Origin of the sequence: Bradyrhizobium genosp. P (genome assembly GCF_049949265.1) — a bacterium.
Taxonomy (GTDB): domain Bacteria; phylum Pseudomonadota; class Alphaproteobacteria; order Rhizobiales; family Xanthobacteraceae; genus Bradyrhizobium.
This window is the reverse complement of the sequence record NZ_CP188195.1, coordinates 9,238,229-9,260,062: the sequence shown is the minus strand read 5'-3', so window position 1 is coordinate 9,260,062 and position 21,834 is coordinate 9,238,229. Positions and strand designations below refer to the sequence as shown.

The 21,834-nt window shown below is 58.4% G+C and carries 21 protein-coding genes, 1 tRNA gene and 1 pseudogene; 11 read left to right on the top strand and 12 right to left on the bottom strand.

All coding sequences use genetic code 11. From position 1 onward, the window contains the following. Nucleotides 1-118: 118 nt before the first annotated feature. Nucleotides 119-1,552: a coniferyl aldehyde dehydrogenase gene (locus ACP2YO_RS44515; RefSeq protein ID WP_426437471.1), complete on the bottom strand. Its 1,434-nt coding sequence runs from the start codon at nt 1,550-1,552 to the stop codon at nt 119-121. 313 nt (nt 1,553-1,865) lie between these two features. On the opposite strand from ACP2YO_RS44515, the gene ACP2YO_RS44510 reads away from it, so the two are divergent. Both ACP2YO_RS44510 and ACP2YO_RS44505 read left to right on the top strand, forming a co-directional pair. Continuing rightward, nucleotides 1,866-1,942: transfer RNA gene (locus ACP2YO_RS44510), tRNA-Met, on the top strand. 174 nt (nt 1,943-2,116) lie between these two features. Then, nucleotides 2,117-2,614 carry a hypothetical protein gene (locus tag ACP2YO_RS44505; RefSeq protein ID WP_426437470.1) on the top strand — a complete coding sequence of 166 codons (498 nt, stop codon included), beginning with the start codon at nt 2,117-2,119 and terminating at the stop codon, nt 2,612-2,614. 1,093 nt (nt 2,615-3,707) lie between these two features. Here ACP2YO_RS44505 and ACP2YO_RS44500 read toward each other — a convergent pair. The 6 genes from ACP2YO_RS44500 to ACP2YO_RS44475 form a co-directional block, all read right to left on the bottom strand. Further along, nucleotides 3,708-4,667, bottom strand: coding sequence for a sulfite exporter TauE/SafE family protein (locus ACP2YO_RS44500; RefSeq protein ID WP_426437469.1), 960 nt, complete (start codon nt 4,665-4,667; stop codon nt 3,708-3,710). 482 nt (nt 4,668-5,149) lie between these two features. Then, nucleotides 5,150-5,773 carry a hypothetical protein gene (locus tag ACP2YO_RS44495; protein ID WP_426437468.1) on the bottom strand — a complete coding sequence of 208 codons (624 nt, stop codon included), beginning with the start codon at nt 5,771-5,773 and terminating at the stop codon, nt 5,150-5,152. A 400-nt stretch (nt 5,774-6,173) separates the two neighbouring features. Further along, nucleotides 6,174-7,598: a caspase family protein gene (locus tag ACP2YO_RS44490; RefSeq protein ID WP_426437467.1), complete on the bottom strand. Its 1,425-nt coding sequence runs from the start codon at nt 7,596-7,598 to the stop codon at nt 6,174-6,176. A 615-nt stretch (nt 7,599-8,213) separates the two neighbouring features. Next, a complete protein-coding gene (locus ACP2YO_RS44485; RefSeq protein WP_426437466.1) occupies nt 8,214-8,543 on the bottom strand; it encodes a DUF3768 domain-containing protein in 330 nt (109 codons plus the stop codon). An 88-nt stretch (nt 8,544-8,631) separates the two neighbouring features. Beyond that, nucleotides 8,632-9,165: a hypothetical protein gene (locus ACP2YO_RS44480; RefSeq protein ID WP_426437465.1), complete on the bottom strand. Its 534-nt coding sequence runs from the start codon at nt 9,163-9,165 to the stop codon at nt 8,632-8,634. Nucleotides 9,166-9,266: 101 nt separating this feature from the next. Continuing rightward, nucleotides 9,267-10,232: a hypothetical protein gene (locus ACP2YO_RS44475; RefSeq protein ID WP_426437464.1), complete on the bottom strand. Its 966-nt coding sequence runs from the start codon at nt 10,230-10,232 to the stop codon at nt 9,267-9,269. 587 nt (nt 10,233-10,819) lie between these two features. Here ACP2YO_RS44475 and ACP2YO_RS44470 point away from each other — a divergent pair. The 7 genes from ACP2YO_RS44470 to tnpB (ACP2YO_RS44440) all read left to right on the top strand — a co-directional run bounded on the left by ACP2YO_RS44470 (nt 10,820) and on the right by tnpB (ACP2YO_RS44440) (nt 15,855). After that, nucleotides 10,820-11,083, top strand: coding sequence for a hypothetical protein (locus ACP2YO_RS44470; RefSeq protein ID WP_426437463.1), 264 nt, complete (start codon nt 10,820-10,822; stop codon nt 11,081-11,083). A gap of 194 nt (nt 11,084-11,277) precedes the next feature. Continuing rightward, complete coding sequence (locus ACP2YO_RS44465) at nt 11,278-11,892, top strand: glutathione S-transferase family protein (RefSeq protein ID WP_426437462.1); 615 nt, start codon at nt 11,278-11,280, stop codon at nt 11,890-11,892. A 284-nt stretch (nt 11,893-12,176) separates the two neighbouring features. Beyond that, nucleotides 12,177-12,794, top strand: coding sequence for an adenylate/guanylate cyclase domain-containing protein (locus ACP2YO_RS44460; protein WP_426437461.1), 618 nt, complete (start codon nt 12,177-12,179; stop codon nt 12,792-12,794). 8 nt (nt 12,795-12,802) lie between these two features. Further along, complete coding sequence (locus ACP2YO_RS44455; RefSeq protein WP_426437460.1) at nt 12,803-13,912, top strand: tetratricopeptide repeat protein; 1,110 nt, start codon at nt 12,803-12,805, stop codon at nt 13,910-13,912. A gap of 363 nt (nt 13,913-14,275) precedes the next feature. Then, the gene (locus tag ACP2YO_RS44450; RefSeq protein WP_426437459.1) at nt 14,276-14,473 is read left to right on the top strand and encodes a hypothetical protein; all 198 of its coding nucleotides are present in this window, start codon (nt 14,276-14,278) and stop codon (nt 14,471-14,473) included. Between the two features lie 771 nt (nt 14,474-15,244). After that, on the top strand, nt 15,245-15,649 hold the full coding sequence (gene tnpA, locus ACP2YO_RS44445) for an IS66-like element accessory protein TnpA (RefSeq protein ID WP_426437458.1): 405 nt from the start codon (nt 15,245-15,247) through the stop codon (nt 15,647-15,649). Further along, on the top strand, nt 15,646-15,855 hold the full coding sequence (tnpB, locus tag ACP2YO_RS44440) for an IS66 family insertion sequence element accessory protein TnpB (RefSeq protein ID WP_426437457.1): 210 nt from the start codon (nt 15,646-15,648) through the stop codon (nt 15,853-15,855). Before tnpA ends, tnpB (ACP2YO_RS44440) begins: the two co-directional genes overlap by 4 nt. A gap of 6 nt (nt 15,856-15,861) precedes the next feature. Here tnpB (ACP2YO_RS44440) and ACP2YO_RS44435 read toward each other — a convergent pair whose 3' ends face one another. The 4 genes from ACP2YO_RS44435 to ACP2YO_RS44420 all read right to left on the bottom strand — a co-directional run bounded on the left by ACP2YO_RS44435 (nt 15,862) and on the right by ACP2YO_RS44420 (nt 19,195). After that, entirely contained in the window at nt 15,862-17,979 is a 2,118-nt protein-coding gene (locus tag ACP2YO_RS44435; protein ID WP_426437456.1) for a recombinase family protein, read from the bottom strand. Then, nucleotides 17,976-18,251, bottom strand: coding sequence for a hypothetical protein (locus tag ACP2YO_RS44430; protein ID WP_038388924.1), 276 nt, complete (start codon nt 18,249-18,251; stop codon nt 17,976-17,978). Before ACP2YO_RS44430 ends, ACP2YO_RS44435 begins: the two co-directional genes overlap by 4 nt. A 29-nt stretch (nt 18,252-18,280) precedes the next feature. Continuing rightward, complete coding sequence (locus ACP2YO_RS44425) at nt 18,281-18,745, bottom strand: helix-turn-helix domain-containing protein (RefSeq protein ID WP_426437455.1); 465 nt, start codon at nt 18,743-18,745, stop codon at nt 18,281-18,283. A gap of 120 nt (nt 18,746-18,865) precedes the next feature. After that, complete coding sequence (locus ACP2YO_RS44420) at nt 18,866-19,195, bottom strand: DUF5372 family protein (RefSeq protein WP_426443101.1); 330 nt, start codon at nt 19,193-19,195, stop codon at nt 18,866-18,868. Nucleotides 19,196-19,218: 23 nt separating this feature from the next. On the opposite strand from ACP2YO_RS44420, the gene tnpB (ACP2YO_RS44415) reads away from it, so the two are divergent. Then, the gene (gene tnpB / locus ACP2YO_RS44415; RefSeq protein ID WP_426437454.1) at nt 19,219-19,392 is read left to right on the top strand and encodes an IS66 family insertion sequence element accessory protein TnpB; all 174 of its coding nucleotides are present in this window, start codon (nt 19,219-19,221) and stop codon (nt 19,390-19,392) included. Between the two features lie 47 nt (nt 19,393-19,439). After that, nucleotides 19,440-20,825: pseudogene (gene tnpC / locus ACP2YO_RS44410) on the top strand (IS66 family transposase); the annotation flags it as partial. A 262-nt stretch (nt 20,826-21,087) separates the two neighbouring features. On the opposite strand, the gene istB reads toward tnpC, so the two are convergent. Next, nucleotides 21,088-21,831: an IS21-like element helper ATPase IstB gene (gene istB / locus ACP2YO_RS44405; RefSeq protein WP_426433809.1), complete on the bottom strand. Its 744-nt coding sequence runs from the start codon at nt 21,829-21,831 to the stop codon at nt 21,088-21,090. Nucleotides 21,832-21,834 lie beyond the last annotated feature (3 nt).

Genomic DNA, 21,834 nt, shown 5'->3' with positions numbered 1-21,834 from the left:
TCCTCCTGTCTTTATTGTAGTTCGTCGTTGCGAGGAGCGCAGCGACGAAGCAATCCATCCATCCGTTGTGCGGCGCTATGGATTGCTTCGCTTCGCTCGCAATGACGGTTGGAGCCCCCTACGACAAAAACCTCATCAGCTTCTCCAGCCGCGCGATCTTCGCGCCATAGGGCGGATACAGATCCGCCAGCCGGTTGAAGCGCGAGCGATAGAACACCGGCTTCAGCTTGGTCAGCGTCTTGAATCCCCATTCGCCATGATAGGCGCCGGTGCCGGAAGCGCCGACGCCGCCCATTGGCTGGTGGGCCTGCGCGAAGTGGAACAGGCAGTCGTTGATGGTGACGCCGCCGGATACCGTGCGCGCCAGCACCTCGTCTCGTGCGGCATTGTCGGTGCCGAACCAGTACAGCGCCAGCGGACGGTCGTGCTGGTTGATGTAGGCGATCGGCTCGGCCGCGTCGCGATAGCCCATCACGGGCAACAGCGGGCCGAAAATCTCCTCCTGCATGACGGTCATCTCCGGCGTCGCATCGACGATGACGGTCGGCGGAAACTTGCGCTTGCTCTTCCAGTCGGGATCGTTCGGCGCGGCCGGCTGCAGAATTTTCGCACCCTTGGCGGCGGCGTCGGCCACGAGATTTTCAAGCCGCGCGTAGTGCCGGTCCGAGACAATGGAGGTGTAGTCGGGATTGGCGGGGTCGGTGCCGAACATGTGCTGGATGTGGCCATTGAGCCGCATCGCGAACGGCTGCACCGATGCTTCCGGCACCAGCGCATAGTCCGGCGCGATGCAGGTCTGGCCAGCATTGAGCAGCTTGCCATAGGCAATGCGCCGGGCCGCCTCGTCGATGTCGGCGGAGCGATCGATGATCGCCGGCGACTTGCCGCCGAGTTCGAGCGTCACCGGGGTCAAATTGCGCCCGGCCGCCTCCGCCACCAGCCGGCCGATTCGGGTCGAGCCGGTGAAGATCAGATGATCGAACGGCAGCGCGGCAAAGGCCTTGGCGATGTCGTCGTCAATGTCCGTCACCATCAGCTCGGTGGCGTCGAATTTTCGGGCGATGGTCTCGGCCAAGAGCTCGGAGAACCGCGGCACCAGCTCGCTCGGCTTGATGATCGCGCGGTTGCCGGCCGCGATCGCGGCCACAGCGGGCGCCAGCGTGAGTTGCAGTGGATAGTTCCAGGGCGCGATAATCCCGACCACGCCGAGCGGCTGCGGGATCAGGCGATTCCGCCCCGGGGCGAATTGCACCGTGGTCGCAATCTTTTGCGGCGTCATCCAGCGCTTGAGGTGCCTGGCAGCGTGCTTGATCTCGCCGAGCACCAGCATGGTCTCGGCGATCACAGTCTCAACGGCGGAGCGGTGGCCGAAATCGGCCGAGATCGCAGCCTCGAATCGCGCCTCGTTTTCGGTGACCGCGGCCCGCAGCCGCCTGAGCCGGTCGAGCCGCGCCTGCAAGGTCGGTGCCGGCTCGCTCCGCGACAGCTCGATCTGGCGTTGGAAGGTCTCTTCAAGCGCGTGCAGGCCGGGGCTCTTCAATGACCGGTCCATGGCATTTCCCCTCGGATGACGTTTCCTTGACGGATTTTGTTGGCGCCAAACTCCGCTTTTGCTCGGTTTCTGGCAAGCGCTGGTTCCCGGCGCCAATTTTTGTCATGAAAACCGGTGATTTCGGCGTCACAAAAACCTCAAAAAGGCGCTCGCGGGGCTTTCCAAACCGGGCTCGCGTTGGTACATACGCCCCGCACCCGACGGCTTCGGCCCGGGTCGCCTTCTCAGGAAGCCCTCCGGACGGATCGATCGGCGCCAGACGCGTTGACCGACCGCCTCGGGTTCTCTTTCTGCAGGGCATGCAACGGTTTAACGCGGGGTGGAGCAGCCCGGTAGCTCGTCAGGCTCATAACCTGAAGGTCATAGGTTCAAATCCTATCCCCGCAACCAAATAAGCTTCTGTTTTGACTGAAGCTTTTGAAAGGCCGCTCTCAACGAGCGGCTTTTCTTTTGGCTCATGTCGCCACCGTGTCGCCACCAAAATTTCCCCGAAACGGCCGCGTCGCACCGCCCAGTGAAACCATTTCGAACTCTCGGGGGTTGGTTTTGCCAGGAGAATCGCCCGTGAAGCGAATTCTGAAACCGATCACTTATATTCTGGCCGCCCTGTACTTCTTGGTGGATGCGGCTTTCATGGCCATCGCCAAGCCGATCTCGGACTGGCTTGCCAGGCATGTCGTGTTGAGGCGATTGAGCGCCTGGATCAAATCGTTGCGGCCCTACCCGTCGCTGGCGCTGTTTTCGGTACCGGTGATCATGCTGGAACCGGTCAAACCGGTGGCGGCTTATCTGGCGGCTACCGGCCAGCTGCTCAGCAGCGTCGTGACATTGATCGTCGGCGAACTTCTCAAGCTTGTACTGGTCGAGCGCCTGTTCAGCCTTACCCGGGACAAACTGATGAAAATTCCAGCCTTTGTCTGGGCGTATACAAAATTCCGCGAAGCCAAGGCTTGGCTGGAGGCCACCGAGGCTTGGCAAGCCATTCGCGCAATCAGCAACGCCGCCCGCCAGCATCTAACCGAGATGAAAAAATCCGCTGCGGTGGCGTTTCGGCAGTCTTGAACACTGCGGTTGGCACCAATCCGAGGGAGGCCCCCGGGCCGTCGATCCCGGCGAGAATGTTCAAATAGCAATCGCCTGTGCTGAGGCCAAGCGGGCTAGCGCCGCCGTCCAATCCTGGCAGCTGCGGAAACTGCCGAAGAGCCGCTTAGTCTGTTGTGCGCTCAAAGCGACGTCGGCGGAGGGTTAGATCAACGGGGTTTCGTGGTGTCTCTCGCTGACACTGAGGCGGTAACGTTGATCAGTTAGGTTAACGTGCGAGTTTCGTTGTGCTGTAGCCTCTGGCCGTTATTGTCCCGCAAAACGAACTCAACTCTTTTGTTTTAATGATTGATCGCGATGAAAAGACTGCTCGAAGTTTTGAGTGAGGTAGTTTGCCCCGCCTGCGATGGCACGGGGCTTCAGAAGGTCAATCAGCCAACGCAACCGGGTCACAAAATCTTTCCCCCGAAATGCACACGATGTCTCGGAAAAGGTCGCATAAAGAAACCCGCCGCACCGTGAGTCAAATCCATCCGCCGGTCGCACTAGCGAGCCTTGCCCGACCGTGCTGACGGCCACATGCCTCTGTCGAGGCGCGTTGTCTTCGGCAGGTTGCTCTTACTTACTCCCGCTCTAGTTGAAGGCGACCGCGCGCTTAGCTCCTTCGGATCACCCGTCCAGGGTTGGCCCGCGTTATGCATCTAAGATGGCAGACGGGAGCGAAGCGCAATGAGGCGGGACCTTTGGGCCATCAGTGGGGGAATACTTGCGGTCGGCGTTATCGCTTGGGTAATTTGGGGCAATCCAGAAAGCATCCCGCGAATGCATGCGCCTCAGGCGATGGCGGCAGATCCTGATCTAAGGTTCGTCTCGCAGCAAAGTCCCTACATGCGAAACGAGCGCTAAGGCTATCGCTCTATAGGGCGCGTACTCCTAAACGTCGGCTTCCAGCCATAAAGGAGAAGTTGCCCCGTTCGGTCGTCATCGGCGGCTTATGATCACCCAAGTGCGGCCGCGTTTCTAACTGTGCCGCGCCCTAGGGCGGCGGACGAATTGAAGGCAAAACAGCGATGACCAGCATGGCGATAGCGAGGATCGTTATAACGTAACCAAGCTAGGTGTTGAGCGGAGCAAACGGGTCGTGCGGAGGTTCGGTCATCTCCGAAGCGACGCGATTGTCCGGCCCACTCGGAGCGCCGGGCGTAAGAATAGTTGTTTGCGAGCGCTTTGAGGCCGCTCTCCGTGCGAAAAAGATGTACAGCAAATAGGCGTCGACCAAAATTGTGAGGGCCAGGACGACATAGGCCCAGGGGCTTTCGATCAAATTCAACTCGATCAATACGCGGGAGAAACCGAATCCCACGACCCACGCGTCAAAGCTCATACATACCCGACGAAATGTCGCGGCATCCAGATGGCGGATGACGTAGGCACCGAGCGGTACTCCAACCGCAACGCAGGGAACAAACACCCATAAGAGCTTCCCGCTTTCAGCTGTAAACAGGCCAAGCTGGTAATAGACGATGGCGGTCACGCTCGACTCGACCACGCGAACCAATGCCAGACCGGCCCGAAACTCGGTTTTGACCAGACCTTGGTTGTTGAACAGGATCGCCAACGGCGGTCCCGAAATGGTGGAGACCGAATACAGGACGCCCAGCGCGGTTCCAAAGGGAAGACCGACCAGCCATGTCGACCGAATTGGTCTTCGCCAACCGGCTGCCTGAACCAGGATGAGAGGCAGAATAAGTGTGTAGGTCCCGAGTTTGATCCAGCCTGGCTGAAGCGAAGTAAGAACCAAGGCTCCGATTCCGATGCCGGGGAGGAGTCCGGTGACGATTGGAAACACCCTTTTCCATACAGCTGCAACGCCCTTCAGATTGATGAATAGAACGTAGAAGTTGGTGACAACCTCGACCAGGACGACGGCGGGATTCAGGATGCGATTTGTATAGAAAACTAGAGCCACCGGCACGGTGAGTGATGAAAACCCATAGCCGAGGGCGCCATTCATGAAGGCTGCAAATACCGCGATCCCGGCGAGAACGATCACCGCAGTATCAAGAGGAGGCATCGTTGGCTTCTCCAATTGCCAGAGTTTTCACACAGCCTGGGCCCAAAGCCCACATGCAGCGATGTCGGCTTCAACGTCAGCTTCCGAGACCAAAGCGGACGCGACGAACTTATAAGTACACGCCCTAGGTCATGTCGATGGCGGGTGCATGGCGGAAATTTTGTTAGTCTGCAACGCCACAAAGGTGGCTGCGGCTATGTTCGCGATCTTGCCTGCTTCCAATCGATGTAGACGCGACCGGTCGCCTCCAATAGGTCGTCTACAAAAAACCCGGCGCGCCGTTTCGATCCCGCCGCTCCCTCTTGGGCGGGTTTGTACAGCCGCCGCACGCCCTGATCCCCGTCGGCAAGCTCCGCGGGTGTTAGGAGTTCCGACGCTCAGCGCGTGCGCGGGTGTGAACTCGATGCCACTCACGAATTTTCGTACTTTAGTCCGCGAGATAATGCTCTGCATCATGTCCTTATCCGCGACGGGGTTGTAGCTCAGGTGCCCAGGTGGCTCTGCCTTAATATCAGCTGGGGCCGCGCGGGGCATCTCGAATTCAATCCGGCGACGTGTAGCGATGATTTGGGTCTTTTCGGCCGCGTCCTACTTGTTAAGTCGGCGCAACCGGCGATGCCGTTGTTTGCGCGAAAAAACTGCGACAGTTGATCGCTAGCGATGTTTTGCGCAATCGCGTACTCAAGGGCTCGGGTCCATCGGCTGCGCGTCCGATAGTCGATTTCAGTCCACATCGTTGCCTCGATAATAACCCGCAGCGGATGCCAATTGGCACGAACGGGAACGATCAAGACGGCAGGCGCGATTTCCATCATCGCTGAAAGAAGCTCTTTATCGTCGAGGCACTGATAGGCTCGAAGAACGGCTCGGAGGTATCTGTACTCCCTGAACCGGCCTTTGCTTCTGGACACAAGGTCGGCCGTCTTTCGGACTTTGATAATCCGCTCGATAATTTTTTGCTCGGATGGAAGCAAGGATTTGTGCGAAGGTTTCATCAGCAACTCTCCCTTTGAAAGGCGATGCTGAAAATTAGCTTCTTCGGGAATGCAGGTGCCGGATTGTCCAAGGCGACGTCTCAGGCGATGGCCGAAGCGAGGATCTTCCATAAACGCAATCATTCACGATTGGCTAAATTGACTAGCGTGTTCGCGAATAAAGTTTCGTCGTGCTCTCCCTTGATCGCCTCAAATGCGTTGCGGGGTCCTTGCCGAATGCAGGATTGGCCGCTAGCACAATGTCTCGAAAATTAGATTGCGCCGGTTCGTGCGCAAGCCTCCCTTCGTGCGAAGCCCTTTACAAGCTTTCTGCAGGCACGATAGCGATCTTCCATAGTTGGTCCACCGACATTGGGCGGTGTGCCCGGCCCCGTCGCGCTCTCCTTTCTGTGGGGCTCATTTCGCGAGGGTCGCATACGCCTGGCCGGTGATTCGACATCTTCACGCAGTACGAGCTGCCAGATTGGGCGAAGCGCAATCCTGCTCTTTTCTGCAGGCTTGTCTAACTTGGCTACGTGCAGTGTAGAACGTGTTTGTCATCCAGCACTGCATTAATCTCCGGGACTGTTTTGATAGAAAACTTCCCGTTCACAATATACTCAGCGAACGACTTGTAGCCTGCCGCATCCTTTGTCCAAGAGTTCTTTCCAGGTGGACCCCAAACGTAATAACCACGAGCCAGGTCAGTTGCTGAAACCTCGGTGATGATCAGCATCGCGTAGCGGCCGCTGCCATCTCCCCAACCAGTTTTGCTCGACCATACACCGACGAACTTTGAATTGGGGTTGAGAGGATTATCTTGATTGAGCGAGATCGTGAACTTCGGCAGATCGAGCTGCTGCGTTGCAGCGATAGCAGCTATCTTCCGACTATCGTCGGCTGTAAACAAGTTTCGGTCAGATGGCTTCGCTCCGGAAATGCCACTTCCCTTAATCGTGTCTTCCGCCGTCGATGACATAGTTGCTGATGATACCGCAGCAACTTCTTCCGATCTGAGGTCCTTTATTCGTTGCCGGGCCTCGGCGACATGACTGCCGCTCGGATATCTGGATAAGTATTCGTCATATAGCGCGGCCACGGTCGATGTCAGGATCGCTCGCCAAAATTTCTCGTCTTCTGTTTGACCCGACGCAGCAGTATCGCCGGGAGGACGAGTCGTGGTGCCTGTTGCAGGGGCTTTCAGGTAAATCTCCTCCTTAGATAGCGAGCCATACACAAAAGGCTGTTGCTCGTGCTTTGTGGCCGCCATCACGTCGTCGCGCACCCTACGAAACAAAAATGAAATTTCGAGGCCAGGCGTCTCAATGTGTCGAAGAAGCGCCGTCGTAAAGGGGCTGTTGCGGCCATCGCCGTCACTAGCCACGGTGCCGTCCCGCGCAGCATACGCAATGAGAACGTTGTCAGACGGTTCCGTCGGAGCGAGCCCGCGAGGCACCGCTCGTGTATTTACCGACCGTTTCATCTTCGCAGCAAAAGGGTTATTACGACAGGCATCAAGGATTACGAGGCCCAACTGCCTCGCCTTCGAGACCTGCAGACTCACCGACCGCAGACTAATAGCTTCGCTTTCGATATCAGCGTCGCTACGCAGTTCTGCCGTGATCGGAATCAGCCAATTCTCGCCGCCCACTTCCATGCCGTGTCCGGCGTAGAACACGACGGCTATCTCTGATCCTTCAGCAGCGTGACCGAAATCGACAACGGCTTTTCGCATCTGCTGGGCAGTCGCATTCCTTATTTGTGTGACCTTGAAGTTTAGCCGCTCCAGGGCGCGACCAAGATCAGCTGCATCACGGGGCGGGTTAAGAAGCTCTGGCACTTTTTCGTATGAGCCATTTCCAATGACGAGGGCCACTCGATTTTGCGCTAATGCTGGCTGCGTGAGGAAGAAAAAGGTTGATGTGAAAACGAAAGCCGCTGCTCCAACTGCTCGCATCAAATTGCTTCTAGCTACGGAAGTGCTTGAAGTCGGCATCCGGCCCCCTCAAAGGTACCACAAGAAGAAATGATGTGAGCAAACTCACGTCTTGATCAAAAAAGGAAAGACTACCGAAATCTGTCGGCTTTCTTTAACTGAGAATGATCGATTTTCCCACCCTGGGCAACGGTTTCGGATACTGCGATCATTGTATGCCCTAGAACAGGACGAGCGACCAAAGTCGTTGGAGCAGTCGGCTTCGGCCGGAGGCCCGTTGATATCCACGGGGCCAAGAGAAGCAATCCCGGCTGTCATGAAAGCGCCGTCACCCGCCAGATGTAGCGGATCTGGGCGTTGTCGCAAGAAAATGGTGGTTTCCTGTTGAGTATTGCAGGAAAAGTGGGGGGAGCTCGACTTGGCAAAGCGACGCCCCCGGCGACAATCGAGGCGAACAAGCCATCGAAAATTGGATATCCCAAAGCACGGTAATGAAAAGGCCGTTTTACTAATTCTTCAGTTGCCACCGCTGAATGTATCGAAGAAGCCGCGGCGAGACGCAGGCCGCGCAGAGCCCGCCCATGCTTGTTAGCGAACACTCAGTCCAAGCGCAGAAGCTGTGTGGCTGCTTTCATTCTAGTATTCCTCGGCCAGCATGATTGTGAGCACACGCTTCGTTACTGATGGGTCGGATGGATCGGGCGATCCCATTGTCATGTCCATCGAGAGATAGTCGATCTTGAAAAAGATCGTGTGACCCTCGATCTTGAGTGAGCCAAACTCGTGCTCACCCCATGGGTCCGTATCTCGAGAGAAATCGTCGTAGAGCGTGATGGCGTCAAAAATGCGCTCGGCTAATTCTGGGCCAAGAGCTGCTACGCCAGGTGTCATGAACGCGCCACCACGGGGTAGGTCACGACGCAGTTCATCGTTGAGAAGGCGGATAACTTCTTTCTGGCCGTCCATTTGTTGTGTCCGTGATGTGGTGGTGGTCAAACGAAAGGCTCAAGTCGTGCTAAACAGCCCGAGCCCGCGATTCATCGAATGGCGACTTTCAATCGGCGTAGAGCAGCGCGACCGCGCTGATTGGACGGATGATCTCGGGCTCGACCGGATAGTCGCGCCATCTCAGTGTCAGCGTGTCGCCGCTTCGCTTGGTGATGATTGCGGGCCACCAGCCATCCGCGACGGTGGCCTGGGCGATGACGAGATGACTGGGCCCGAGTTGCGTCCAAGATTTGGGGAGTGACGCGGAAATTGCGGCAGGTTCGCCGCCGACCAGCGAATTGACTTGTTCGTAGAGTTCCTGGGGGACGTTCGGCACGAGCCCGTTGCCTGTGACGTGAACACGACCAGCCGGAAGCTTGCTGGCGATCTCAAAGTGCTTCCTTGTAATGGGCACCGCGAGCCGCAGGCCCATGGCTGCCGCCGCTTTAGCGAGCAGCGCATCGCTTTCGCCGACGAACCTCGCAGCTTGCGGCTTGCGGTCCTTATCCAATCCGAACAAGATAACGGTCTTTGCGGCAGGCTTCACGACGGTCTTGCTAGCTGGCTTTTTCATCTTCGATTTTTTCGGGGTCTTGGTCATCAGGCGCTCTCCTAGAATCAAGAAAGGCCCGTGGCGGGCCTCTGGGTTGGTTGTGGTCTTGGTTGATACTCAAACGTCCTGCGTCGAGCGCCGTACTTTCGTTAGCCAGGTTTCGGCCGAGCTAAGGGCACGCGCTCGCAGCGACGAAACAACGGACAACCCTTGTTGCTGCATCGAAGACGATCATCGATGTTGTTGCCGTTGCAGATGTTCAGTTCTAACTGAGCGCAATACCGCCAGATCGCGTGCTGGACGAATCTTGGAAAAACCGCCGGGTAATCTGGATTGAATTGTCTTGCGTCAATTCGCGAGGCGATATGCCTGATGATCTCGGCGCATCCGCCCTCAGCGTAGCAGGCAGGCCCAAAACCGTGATTCGCTCCGAGCCCGCGTTGAATGCCGGTGCGCAATAGAAAGTTGTGCACCAGAGTGTCGATGGCAATCATGCCAGAGCCTGCCTCTATCCACGTAGGTTTGCTCGACGGTGCCGCCATCAAGATATCGGCCAAGGCCATATTCAGTAGTTTGTCGGACACGCCGAAAACGTTCCGCAGCGGATCGATCAATGCACTCCGCATCCGTGAGGCGCGGTGCTTGGCGCTGCCGTCCAAACTCGCTTGATCAAGCGTTTGGTCGATCCACTCGACCAAGTTGCCATCCGCAACATCGCGGATAAAAAGGAAGAGCGAGTAAGTGGTCCGGTTCAGTCGTCCGTTGCGCAGGTCATGCCGGGGCAGCGAACAGCGCGAGATAATCTCTGGCTCAGCGCACGTCCCGCCGTTCTTCCGATAACTGCAACCGTGAAAGCTCCAATAGCTGCGCAGCTTCGAGCAGGCCGGAGGCCGAGCGGTTGCTCGATGCAGGTCGCGCCAGGTCGGACGGCCATGATGATCCATGTAGCTGCGGGCGGCATGATCACTGATACCCTGCAGCGAAAACGCCTCCAGCAGGTGTTCGAATAGCCGAGGTGTGTCCTGATCTAGTATCGCGCGTCGCAGTTGATCCGATTCCGCGCCGATCAGGTTTTCCGCGCCAGCCAGACGACAGACGGTATCGACAAGCACCACCGCACGACCCATCGCCGGGTGGCATGGTCGGGATCTTCTAGACTTGCCGGGCCTCCTCAGGATCGTCCGGCCTGCTCCCACTGCTATGCGGCGACCAACTTGGAGAGCGCGCTGTGCGGCCTCGGTAGAGCGTTTCGTTGGGTAGCGGTGGAGGTCAGTCCGTCCTCGCCGTTTCGCCAGTGTGAGCAATGTCACAAATCAGTTTCATAAGCAGTTTGACATCAAAAAAAGTGGCTTTCAAGCCTAAAAAATGGCACATAAGCTATTGATTTTGTCGATAAATGTGTCAATTTTAGAGCTTCGCGGCGGTTTGAACGGCTGGCCATCGAAGTTCGGTCGAGCCACTCAGTCGAAAATCAGCGACGCTGCCAAAGCGGAGGATCGGCGGCACGATATTGCCGTGGGCCGCCTCTGGCGGTCCGGCCCAATTCCGTGGACGAACTCGAGGCATGTTGCAGGCTGCAGCATCCGTGTGATTCCGGGGTGCGCGAACTTTTGATCACGTCGCAACCGGCTGGCATTCCGATTGCTCAGGCTTGCTCTAACCCATACGGCCTTTTCGGGTCGTACCACACCGGAGCAGACCCATGCAGCCGACGTCCCGTTTAGAGACGCTACCGAACGATCCCCACGCCACCATGAAGCTGCACGCGCTCATCGCTGACCTGCGTTGGCGAGTTCAGCTTCTCGATTCCGACATCCATGAGGAGGAAAGGCGGACGGGACTCTTCGATGTCTCCAACATCGCTTACCCAGTCCTTGCCCGAAATCTTAGGGCAAGACGCAACAATCTCTCGTTGACGATCATGGTGCTGGAGAGCCGTTTGCCCGAAACGGACATGGCCGCTTAATTGACAAATTGGCGACGGCTGCGCCGGACCTTGAACGCGGGCGCACTTGGACTGAAATCGTCCGCTTCTCTCGGTAGACCGGAAGTGACTTGCCGACCTCCAAATGGGGCTGTTGACCGCTAGCGGACCACTAGCTCTGTTCGAAATTGGCATTCCATGATTTGATGGCGGGCTACGAGGCTGGAGGCAAAGCGATGCTGAAGCTGTACTATTCTCCCGGCGCTTGCTCGTTAGCGGCACATATTGTGCTCGAAGAGACCGGCGAGGAATATCAATCGCAACATGTCCAGTTTACCAATTCCGAACAGCGATCTGACACCTATCTGAAGATAAATCCACAAGGCCGAGTGCCCACATTACTTCTCGACGACGGTGAGCCGTTGTCGGAGAATGTTGCAATCTTGCCTTATCTCGGCAAGCGATTTGGATTTTGGCCCACAGATCCTATAGCGGAGGCGAGGGTTCTTTGCCTTATCGGCTTTCTCGCCACCAGTGTTCATCCCTCGGTCGCTCACATGTGGCGGCCATACCGCTACACTTCCGACTCGTCGGCGTTTCCCGCGATACAAGAGACCGGTCGCAATACCTTTGACGACTATCTCCTGCAGATCGACGCCAAGTTAGCTAACCAACGCTGGTTCTCGGATCGGTATTCAGTCGTCGACCCTTACCTGTTGGTTTTCTATGTTTGGGGGCAACACAGAGGCTACCCGATGCAGGATTTGAAGAACTTTACTGCATTGAAGGACCGCTTGCTGGAGCGTCGGGCCGTGCAACAGGTTCTAGCGAAAGAGAAGATCAATTTATAGAGCAGTCACGCAGTCCTCGGCCCAGTTGCGTCCGAATGTTTGGCTCTGGATTGCGACTCCCGCAAATGGCACCTTTGAGACGTGCCGACGGACACTAAGAACGTCTGCCCACTGGGCTAAACCGGAAGTGGTAGGCCGCCGTCAAAACGGCGCGAATGACCCGACCCGGACATTGCCCCTAGCGGGATAATGCCTCGGTGTGGTTTGATCCGAGGGAACGATTTTCTGGTCTTTAGGGGTCTCGCGTGTGCGCTAACCGGGTCGAGCGCCGACTGGCGGCCATTGTGGCCGCCGACGTGGCTGGCTATTCGCGGCTGATGGGCCTCGACGAGGTCGGGACCGCCCGCATCCTCAGCGAACACCGCGCCGCCTTCGATGCGCTGGTGGCTAATCATGGTGGCCGGATCGTCAAAACCACGGGCGACGGCGTGCTGCTTGAATTTCCCTCTGTGGTGGATGCGGTCGAATGCGCGGTTGCCCTGCAGGCGGTGATGACCGAGCGCAACAACGGCGTTCCGCAAGACCGGCGTATGCTCTACCGGATCGGGATCAACCTTGGGGACATCCTGATCGAGGGCGATGACATTCTGGGTGACGGTGTCAATGTCGCGGCACGACTTGAGGGCATCGCCGAACCCGGCGGCATCTGCATCTCGGCTTCCGCCTATGATCAAGTTCGCGGCAAGGTCGCGATAGAGTTCGCCTATCTGGGCGAGCAGAGCCTCAAGAATATCGCCCGTCCGATCCGTGCCTATGCAGTGGTCCAGGATAGACCTGGTTCAATGATACAGACCGATACCGTTACGCCCAGTTCGCTCTCAGCCCCTCGCCTGTCCATCGTTGTGCTGCCATTTGCGAATATCGGTGGCGCCCTGAACAAGACTATTTTGCGGACGGGGTGACCGAAAGCTTGACTACGGACTTGTCGCGTATCAGCGGAGCTTTCGTCATCTCCCGCAACACCGCGTTCACCTTCAAGGGCAAAGCCGTTGACGTGAAGCGGGTTGGGCGCGAGTTAAACGTTCGCTATGTGCTCGAAGGTTCGGTGCAACGTGGTGGTAGCCGCCTTCGGGTGAACGCGCAGTTGCTCGACGCGGAAACCGGCAACCATCTTTGGGCCGAGCGATTTGACAAGCCCGTTGCGGACCTCTTTGATATGCAAGACGAGATCGTTTCGAGGCTCGCTAATACTTTAGATGTCGAACTCATAGAGGCTGAAGCGCAGCGAGCGCAACGTTCGACCGATCCCGATGCAATGGACTTGTTTTTCCAAGGTAGGGCTTTCTTGCGCAAGGGGACCACCCCCGAATACAGTACGCAAGCGCGGGGCTTTTTTGAGCGTGCGTTGCTACTCGATCCCGACAATATAGAGGCATTGGTCGGTAGAGCGCTTGCCGATTCTCAAAGCGCCAGTAACTACTACACAGATGATCCGACTGCACTTCTCAGGACGGCTGAAGCGGCTGTGATCAAAGCGTTGTCTCTCGCACCAGACCATGCAGGCGCACACAGCATCTTGGGGAGAATTCTCGGTTACACTGACCGAGTGGATCAAGGCATCGCAGAATGCGAGCGGGCGTTAGCACTGGATCGAAATATGGCTTGGCCGCACGCGACCGTCGGCATGTTAAAGTATTTTATTGGTCGAGGCGGGGAAACCGAAGCCCACATCCGCGAGGCAATTCGTCTTTCTCCCCGCGATTATCGAATATGCCATTGGATGCAATATGTTGGTGTAGCCAAACTGTGGCAGGGTGCTGACGCGGAAGCAGTTACTTGGCTGCGCCGGTCCGTCGAGACCAACCGAAATTATCCCCTTTCGCATTTCTATCTCGCCGCGGCCTTGGCTTACCTCAGTGAGCTGAGTGATGCGCGAGCTGAAGCGCGTGCGGGCCTTGTACTTCATTCGAGCTTCACGATCCGCCGCTATCGTGCCAGCGCGCATTGCAACCATCCTGCATTCCTCGCAGGGCGTGAGCGCACCTACGAGGGCTTGCGCATGGCGGGAGTGCCGGAATGACCACCCGTCGCTTTGCCGCCATCCCCGCCGCTGATGTCGATCATCGCTAAAAGTGAGAGCATGTCGCCTATTGGCCCAAATGCGAAGTGCCAACAGCATAGGTTGATGTCCGGGTTCGGGGGTGAACCGGACCTATCGCGGAAATGGCAAAACCGGCGCGATTGACCCTGACGGGACCTCGCGTTCGCCTGGAGGGCTTATCCGGCGCAGTTCATCCCCCGTTAACCGCTCTTGTCGACCCCGCCGACCCAACGCTGAAAGCGGGATTGGACGAGGCCGTCCGAACGGTGAGCAGCCGCCTTGCCGGAACCTAGTCCTCCGCTGAATGTTCCTTCTGGGCCAATCACCCCCAAGGAGAGACAAATGAAGAAGATTTCCTACGTTTTAGCGGCTCTGGCCACTATTGCAGTTGCGGCCCCTGCAGTCGCTCAAGACAAACCGATGGTGAAGGAGGGAGGGGACAAGCCCATGATGCACGAGCAAGTGCATCATCACATGCACGTCCACCACCACTATCATCACCACATGATGAAGAAGCCCATGATGGACAAAAAGATGTAAGCCTGGATGGCCCCTAACCGGGGCCATTTTCTTTTTGGAACACTGCTTCCTTAGAACTATTTGATCATTCGAGCCTTCGCCAAAGGCCCAAAGGCTTGGGATAGCCGGGTCGCTGAGAAGTTTGGTCTCCTCGGGTGAGCCTACCGGGCTATTTTTCGAGCCGAGGTGAGCGGGCAGCTATTCGACGGCAATCGTCGGGTCCCTGAGTGCGTCGCTTGCCATGTGAGGACTGACATAAATGGTCCGCTCAATCGTGATCTTTTCCGTGATTAGCTTTCTCGTTAGCTCAGCAACAGCATTTCCTGTAGCTACTAGCCCGGTTGCTTCAATGAATGAAGAGCAGCTTACGGTCCGCTTGACGAAGAGCAACGCTTGCAAGCTGAAATACAAGTATAAAAAAGCTGCGCGGGACCTTCGAGAAAAAGCCCACTGCAAGTGACGCCACTCAAAAAGCCTGTACAAAGAGAATCCCGCGCTGCTCAGCCAGTGACCGCATGCCCGGGGCCTACGCCGGATGGATACGGAGAGCCACGACCGCCTCCGTGATCAGCTAGATCAGATAGGGCGGCGCGTCCTTCTCCTGCCCGGCTGTCGCCGTCGACTTCTGATCGCGACCTTGTCTGATTCCTATTGCGTCTTGGCAGGTGGGAGATCGACGTTCCAGCTATCAACAGCGGCCAACCATCTGCCGTTATCATTCACGAAGGTGATCCGTACTCGTCCGAAGACGGCCGTCTTGCGAGTTTATCCGGTCTGTAGCTGACTGTCGGTATGGATATCCTTACTGATAGTCGCCAAGTGCGTCGCCTTGAAATTGTGGAGACTGGTCGGCGTCGGCGCTGGTCGGCTGCCGAGAAGCTGCGGATTGTCGAGGAAAGTTTTTCGGGTCCGCGGCTGGTGTCGGCGACGGCACGGCATCATGGGCTTTCGAAACAGCTTCTGTTTTCGTGGCGCAAGGCCTATCGCGACGGCCAGCTTGGTGGCGGCTGTCAGGTAGGTGGATTTGTCCCGGCCCGGGTTGTGTCGGAAGTCCAGTCCACGACGGAGCGTGCGGCACCGGCGGCGACTGGCACTCTGGAAGTCGTGACCGCGAATGGCCGCCGCGTGATCGTGGATCGCAACGTCGATGTCGCGGTTTTGCTACGGATCATGCGAGGGCTGGAGACACTACGGTGATCCCGATACCGACAGGCGTGCGAGTATGGCTGGCGACGGGCCATACCGACATGCGGTGTGGCTTTCCGAGCCTGGCTCTGCGCGTGCAGGAAGTGCTCAAGCGCGACGCCATGGGCGGCGGTCTTTTCTGCTTCAGGGGCAAACGCGGCGATCTTTTGAAGGTCATTTGGCACGATGGCCAGGGAGCATGCCTGTTTACCAACTAATTGGCTTCATACTACAGCCCTTTCTTTGGGATCGGTGCATTTTGATGAGTTGAGCTGACGAATGATCTCAGCGCGGTGGGCAAGCTGATTCCATCGGCTGCATTGCTTGGCCGGAACGTGCGGTCCTGGCGGTTCATAGAGGCCGATATAGCCATTGTAGGCATGTCTTTTCACGATGCCGTATTTCGCCCATCTGACCAGGGTACTTTCGGTGATGCCGAGTTTGGCGCAGGCCTCCGCTTTTGTCAGCATCCCCCGTTCGCGCAGCCGATCATAGCGAGAGCGCAGACCATATTGTTTAACAAGATAGATGACCCGCAAATCAGTGAACTTCGCGTCGGCTTTAGCACGGCGTGCTGAGCCGCCGGGGCGGATCCCTCGGTCATTCAGGATGTCAGCGATTTCGGCGCAGATATGATCGTCGAGAAGCTTGTCGACCAGTTCGACCACCTCGGACCGGGTCTTTACCTGTTGTGCGGAGGATTTTGGGTTCTGAGTGGTCAATGTTTCGGTCTTTCCGCCTTTGAAGCGGATGTGGATCCGGGTCTCTCCCTCGGCCGGGAACTTGAGCAAGGTGACGTCTTCGACGAGATAGGCAAGGAGCCGCTTGCGTTCGCGGTTCGGCAAGGTCCGATCACACCAGACTGTTTTGAAGTCGGCCGTCATGGCGATCAATCGATCCCGGATCGCATCGTCGAGCGTCACCCGATCTTCGCACAGAGCACGTTCTCTTTCTTCTCGCACATCAGCCAGCACGCGCAGTTTTTCGTTCCATTCGCGTTCAAGAGTGTCCGCAACCAGGCGGTTGTTCGGATCAACCAGCATGAACCGCCGCTGTGCAAGATCGGCATCGATCTGGGCGCGTTCGACGGCACGGAGCCGGAGTCTGTCCGCTTCGTCATGACGCGCTTCGATCTCTTTTCGGATCTCCAATGCTAACTCCACGGCGGCAGGCGTCATTTCGGCGGCGATCAATTCGCCGACCGCTTCGTCGACAGGCCAGCCTGCGATCGACTGACAGTGGGGTTCGCCGCGAGAGGCGTAAGCGCGGTGACAGACATACCAGGTGTCCACCTGGCCGCGTCGGGCCGCGTAACGGGCGCTCATATGACTGCCGCAACGCCCGCATATGACACGCCCTTGTAGTAAAGCCGCGCCTTCGCGCGGTGGCGAAGCGCGAACGGCTTGATAACCTTGGCCATTGGCCTCGAGTACCTTGAGGTTGTGCTGGAACTGCTCCCAGCTGATATAGCCGGGATGGGCGTCCGGAATGCAGGCGAGCCATTCCTTGGGGGCCCGTTTGCGGAGCTGCTTCTTTCCATCGACGGTCCGGCGGTAAAGGCGCTGGCCATAGGCATAGACACCCGCGTAACGAGGATTGTGCAGCATGCGCATGGCGGTCGATGTGGTCAGCTGTTGGAAGACCACTTGTTTGCCGTTGCGCAGACGTGAGGGGAAGAGCAGACCTTCCCTGGTGAACGTCTTGACGGTCTGCGTAGCCGACCCGACCCGCGAGAACGTCTCGAAGAAGTGGGAGATCATCTCCCGGATCTGAGCGTCCGGATCGAGAACGACATCGCCAATCTCATCATAGATAAAGCCGGTCGGCAGAGGGCAACGATATTCACCACGACGCACCTTGTTGAGGATGCCGCCGCGTAATCGGGCCTTGATAACATGCAGTTCAGCTTCGCTCATCGTGCCCTTGAGCCCGAGCAACAGGCGGTCATTGAAGTTGGCCGGGTCGTACACGCCGTCTTCATCGAGGATAAGCGTGTCAGCCAAGGCGCATATCTCTAGCAGTCGGTGCCAGTCTGCATTGTTTCTGGCGAGGCGGGATACCTCCAGCCCCATGACGATCCCCGCGCGCCCCATGCCGACATCGGACACCAAGTGCTGGAAGCCTTCGCGCCATGACGCAGATGCGCCGGATACGCCCTGGTCGCTGTCGATGACGATGATCTGGTCGTCGCGCCATCCAAGTCCGATCGCGCGACCGCGAAGATCGTATTGACGCTTGGTGCTTTCGACGTTCTCCATGACCTGTCGCATCGACGACTGCCGGATGTAGAGATAGGCGCTCCGCTCGAGATGATGCGATTGGACCTTGAGCTTTTCGTTCATGCTGTTTTCCGTTCAGGGGTTGCCATCACGATGGCGGCGAGCAAGTGGATGATTGTGTGTCGCTCGGAAGTTTCGTCCGCGATGGGCAGGCCAGCCCTCAGCGGCACGGCAATGGGTTGGCGCCGGCAAGGCTCACGCAAAATCGCACGCGTCCACGCCCACATGCCGCGGTGTAGAAGGATGGTAAGGCCGCTGCGCGCCTCCGGCGGCAAAACGGCGCCGAGCGCGGCTGCGCGCAGTATTTCGTATTGTTCGGTGGCGTTGGACGACATCGTGCAATGCGGTCCCGGGCCACGATTGGTCACGCTGTTTTTTTTACGCCGAGCGCACGTTCGATTGTTCTGGGATGGATATCGAGGCCGAACTCGGTCCGAAGCTGGTTTGCCAGTGCGCGCGCCCGAATGGGTTCGCCGGGCTCCACCTGTGCCTTGAGGAAGGCCAGTACGTCGCCTTGGATCTTGTGTGGCCCGCGCGGTCCGCGTTTCCTGGGCACCAGACCGGCCAGACCCGCGTCCTCGAAGTCCGCTTTGGCCTGGTAGAAAGTTGGCCGAGAGACGCCATATTCGTCGGACACCTCCGTTACCGACATTTTGTCGACCGATACGCGCCGCAGCATTTCGTACTTCACTTGCACGATGTCTCGCGGGTCGAAGAAGTCGTTCTCCTGGAATTTCGGGTCGCCGACTTTCTCCGGAGCCGGATTGAGCACCCCATCCGCGGCCAGAGCGCTGACCTTCGATCGCTTGTGTTTGACGCCGTCCGACACCTGCGTCGCTCTCCAAGGTCGACTCAATAAACGTAACTATTAATATGCCGCACAAGACTAAATGGTCAAGCACCACGCTGCCGCCTAATGGTGTATTTGAGATCTACAAATAGGCAACATTTAGCGAAGCGTCCATGGGCTTTGCGGCGTTATTTCGCTTACATTTCCGGCAAAATTTACTTTACAGCCTTTCGGCGTCATGCACCTGCCTTGCAACATGAGGCGCTCTACAAGGCCGCTGAGAGCCAGTAGATCGGCGAGACTGCACAGTGCGCGCCCATCTCCCACCACCCCCTCGAGATTGGGGCCTGCTGCATCGGTCCATTGCGGCGGAACAGAGCAAATTCGGCCATCGTCAAAGCGCAGCAGCAACAGCTTGCCCGCTCGGTTGCCACGCCTCCCGACGCAGGCACCTCTCTGGCCGGAATACGGATGAAAGGGATGGCTCACCGTCACAAGCTGCAACGGGACTGATGAACCGCTTGCATTTCCAACTGAGTTACAAAAGACTCGAGAGAGGAAGGTTCATCTGGCCATCGGTTGCCGGTGAATCGGTAACGATCTCTCCGGCGCAGTTGAGCTATCTGTTGTCCGGAATCGATTGGCGCAATCCTCAAGAAACCCAACGTCCGACGCGGGTCGGATAGCCGCTTTTACGGTTTGCATCTGCTGCTTGATCTGATTCAATGGCTTCATGATATCGAAGCCGGACGATCTTCCTTCGGACCTTGTGAGTGCCCTGGCGGCACTGCAGGCCGAGCGTGAGGCGCGGCTGCAAGCCGAAGCGGTGGCTGCCAGCGCGCGGGCAGAGCTGTCGGACAACGAGGCGCTGATCGCGCATCTCGAGCTGCGGATCGAGAAGCTCAAACGCGAACTGTACGGGCAGCGCTCCGAGCGCACGGCACGGCTGCTCGAGCAGCTGGAGTTGGAGCTCGAAGAACTCGTCACCACGGCGAGCCAGGATGAGCTTGCCGCACAGGCCGCGGCGGCGAAGACGCAGAACGTCCGCCCCTTCATGCGCAAGCGGCCGGTGCGCAAGCCATGGCCGGATGACATCGAACACGAGCGCGTCGTCATCGAGGCTCCGACGAGCTGCGCCTGCTGCGGCGGATCGCGGCTGGCGAAGATCGGCGAGGATGTGACCAAGACGTTGGAGGAGATCCCGCGTCGCTTCAAGGTCATCGAGACGGTGCGCGAGAAGTTCACCTGCCGCGATTGCGAGAAGATCAGCCAGCCGCCGGCGCCGTTCCATGCCACGCCGCGCGGCTTCATCGGCCCGCAGTTGTTGGCGACGATCCTGTTCGACAAGTTCGGCATGCATATCCCGCTCAACCGCCAGAGTGCGCGCTTTAAGGCCGAGGGGATCGACCTGCCGTTGTCGACGCTGGCCGACCAGGTCGGCCACGGGACCTTCGCCGTCATGCCGCTCTTCCACTTGATCGAACGCCATGTGCTCGCTGCCGAGCGCCTTCATGGCGACGACACCACCATCCGCATCCTGGCCAAAAGCAAGTGCACGACCGGTCGGATCTGGACTTATGTGCGGGATGACCGGCCCTTTGCCGGGCCTGCGCCGCCGGCGGCGGTCTATTACGCCTCGAGCGACCGGCGAGGTGAGCACCCGCAGAAGCATCTGGCCGCCTTCGCCGGCATCCTGCAAGCCGATTGCTACAATGGTTTTGAGCCGTTGTTCGACCCGCGCAAGAAGGTGCTGCCGATCACACCGGCGTTTTGCCTGGCCCATGCGCGGCGGGGCTTCTTCGAGCTGGCCGACATCGAGAAAAATGCTCGGGAAGGTAACAAGGGCAAACCGGTCTCCCCGATCGCGCTGGAGGCGGTCAGGCGCCTCGACGCGCTGTTCGAGCTCGAACGCGCCATCAATGGCCGTAGCGCCGACGAGCGGCGTGCCGTGCGCCAGGAGAAGAGCAAGCCGCTTCTCGAGGACATGCACGCCTGGTTGCTGCGTGAGCGCGAAACGCTCTCGCGCTCCTCCGAGGTCCTGAAGCCGATGAATTACATGCTCAGGCGCTGGGACGACTTCGCCCGCTTCCTCGACGATGGCAGGATCTGCTTGACCAACTGCAGATTCCGATGATCTCGCCCGGGTGTACCGATTTGATCTCGCCCAGGATTCCGAGATGATCTCGCCCACTATTCCAATTTGATGTCGCCCGGGGCGCGAGGCGTTCTGGCTGTCTGGTTTCTGGCATCGGCGAAGCCGCGAGGTCAACCTTGAATCACGGCTTGAAGTCTTCGTTGTCTGTTGCTGCATCTGCTGTGGGCATGTGGGCAACGCACTTCGCGTTGTCCAAGCGCAGCGGCATGTCCACAGCGCCACGGGTTCAGGCCTTCCGGCCGGGTTTGCGGGTTCGCCGCATGCTCTCGCCGTTGAGGTCGATGCGGTGGGCGTTGTGGACCAGGCGGTCGAGGACGGCGTCGGCGTAAGTGGGGTCGCCGATCAGCGCGTGCCATTGATCCACCGGGAGCTGGCTGGTGACGATGGTGGAGCGGCGACCGTAGCGGTCCTCGAGGATCTCCAGGAGGTCGTGGCGGGCCGTGGCATCGAGCGGTTCGAGGCCCCAGTCGTCGAGGATGAGCAGATCGACGCGGCCAAGCGCCCGCAGCAGACGGGAGTGGCGGCCGTCGCCGCGCGCCAAAGCGAGATCGGTGAACAGCCGGGGTGCGCGCTGATAGAGCACAGAGCGATTGTCGCGGCAGGCCTTGTTGCCGAGCGCCGAGGCGAGCCAGCTCTTGCCGACGCCGGAGGGCCCGCAGATCAAAAGGTTGACGTGGTCGTCGATCCATCCGCCTTCGACCAGCATCGTCAAGAGACTGCGGTCGAGGCCGCGCGGGGTGCGATAGTCGATGTCCTCGATGCAGGCCTGCTGGCGCAGCTTGGCGTATTGCAGCCGCTTCGACAGTCGCTTGTCGCGCCGCAATGACGCTTCGCGTTCGAGCAGGAGGGCAAGCCATTCGGCGTGGCCGAGGCTTGCGGCCTCGCCGCCGGCTTCGATGTCGGCAAAGGCCTTGGCCATGCCGTGAAGGCCGAGCGTGTGGAGTTGATCGAGAGTCGGATGATTGAGCAAGAC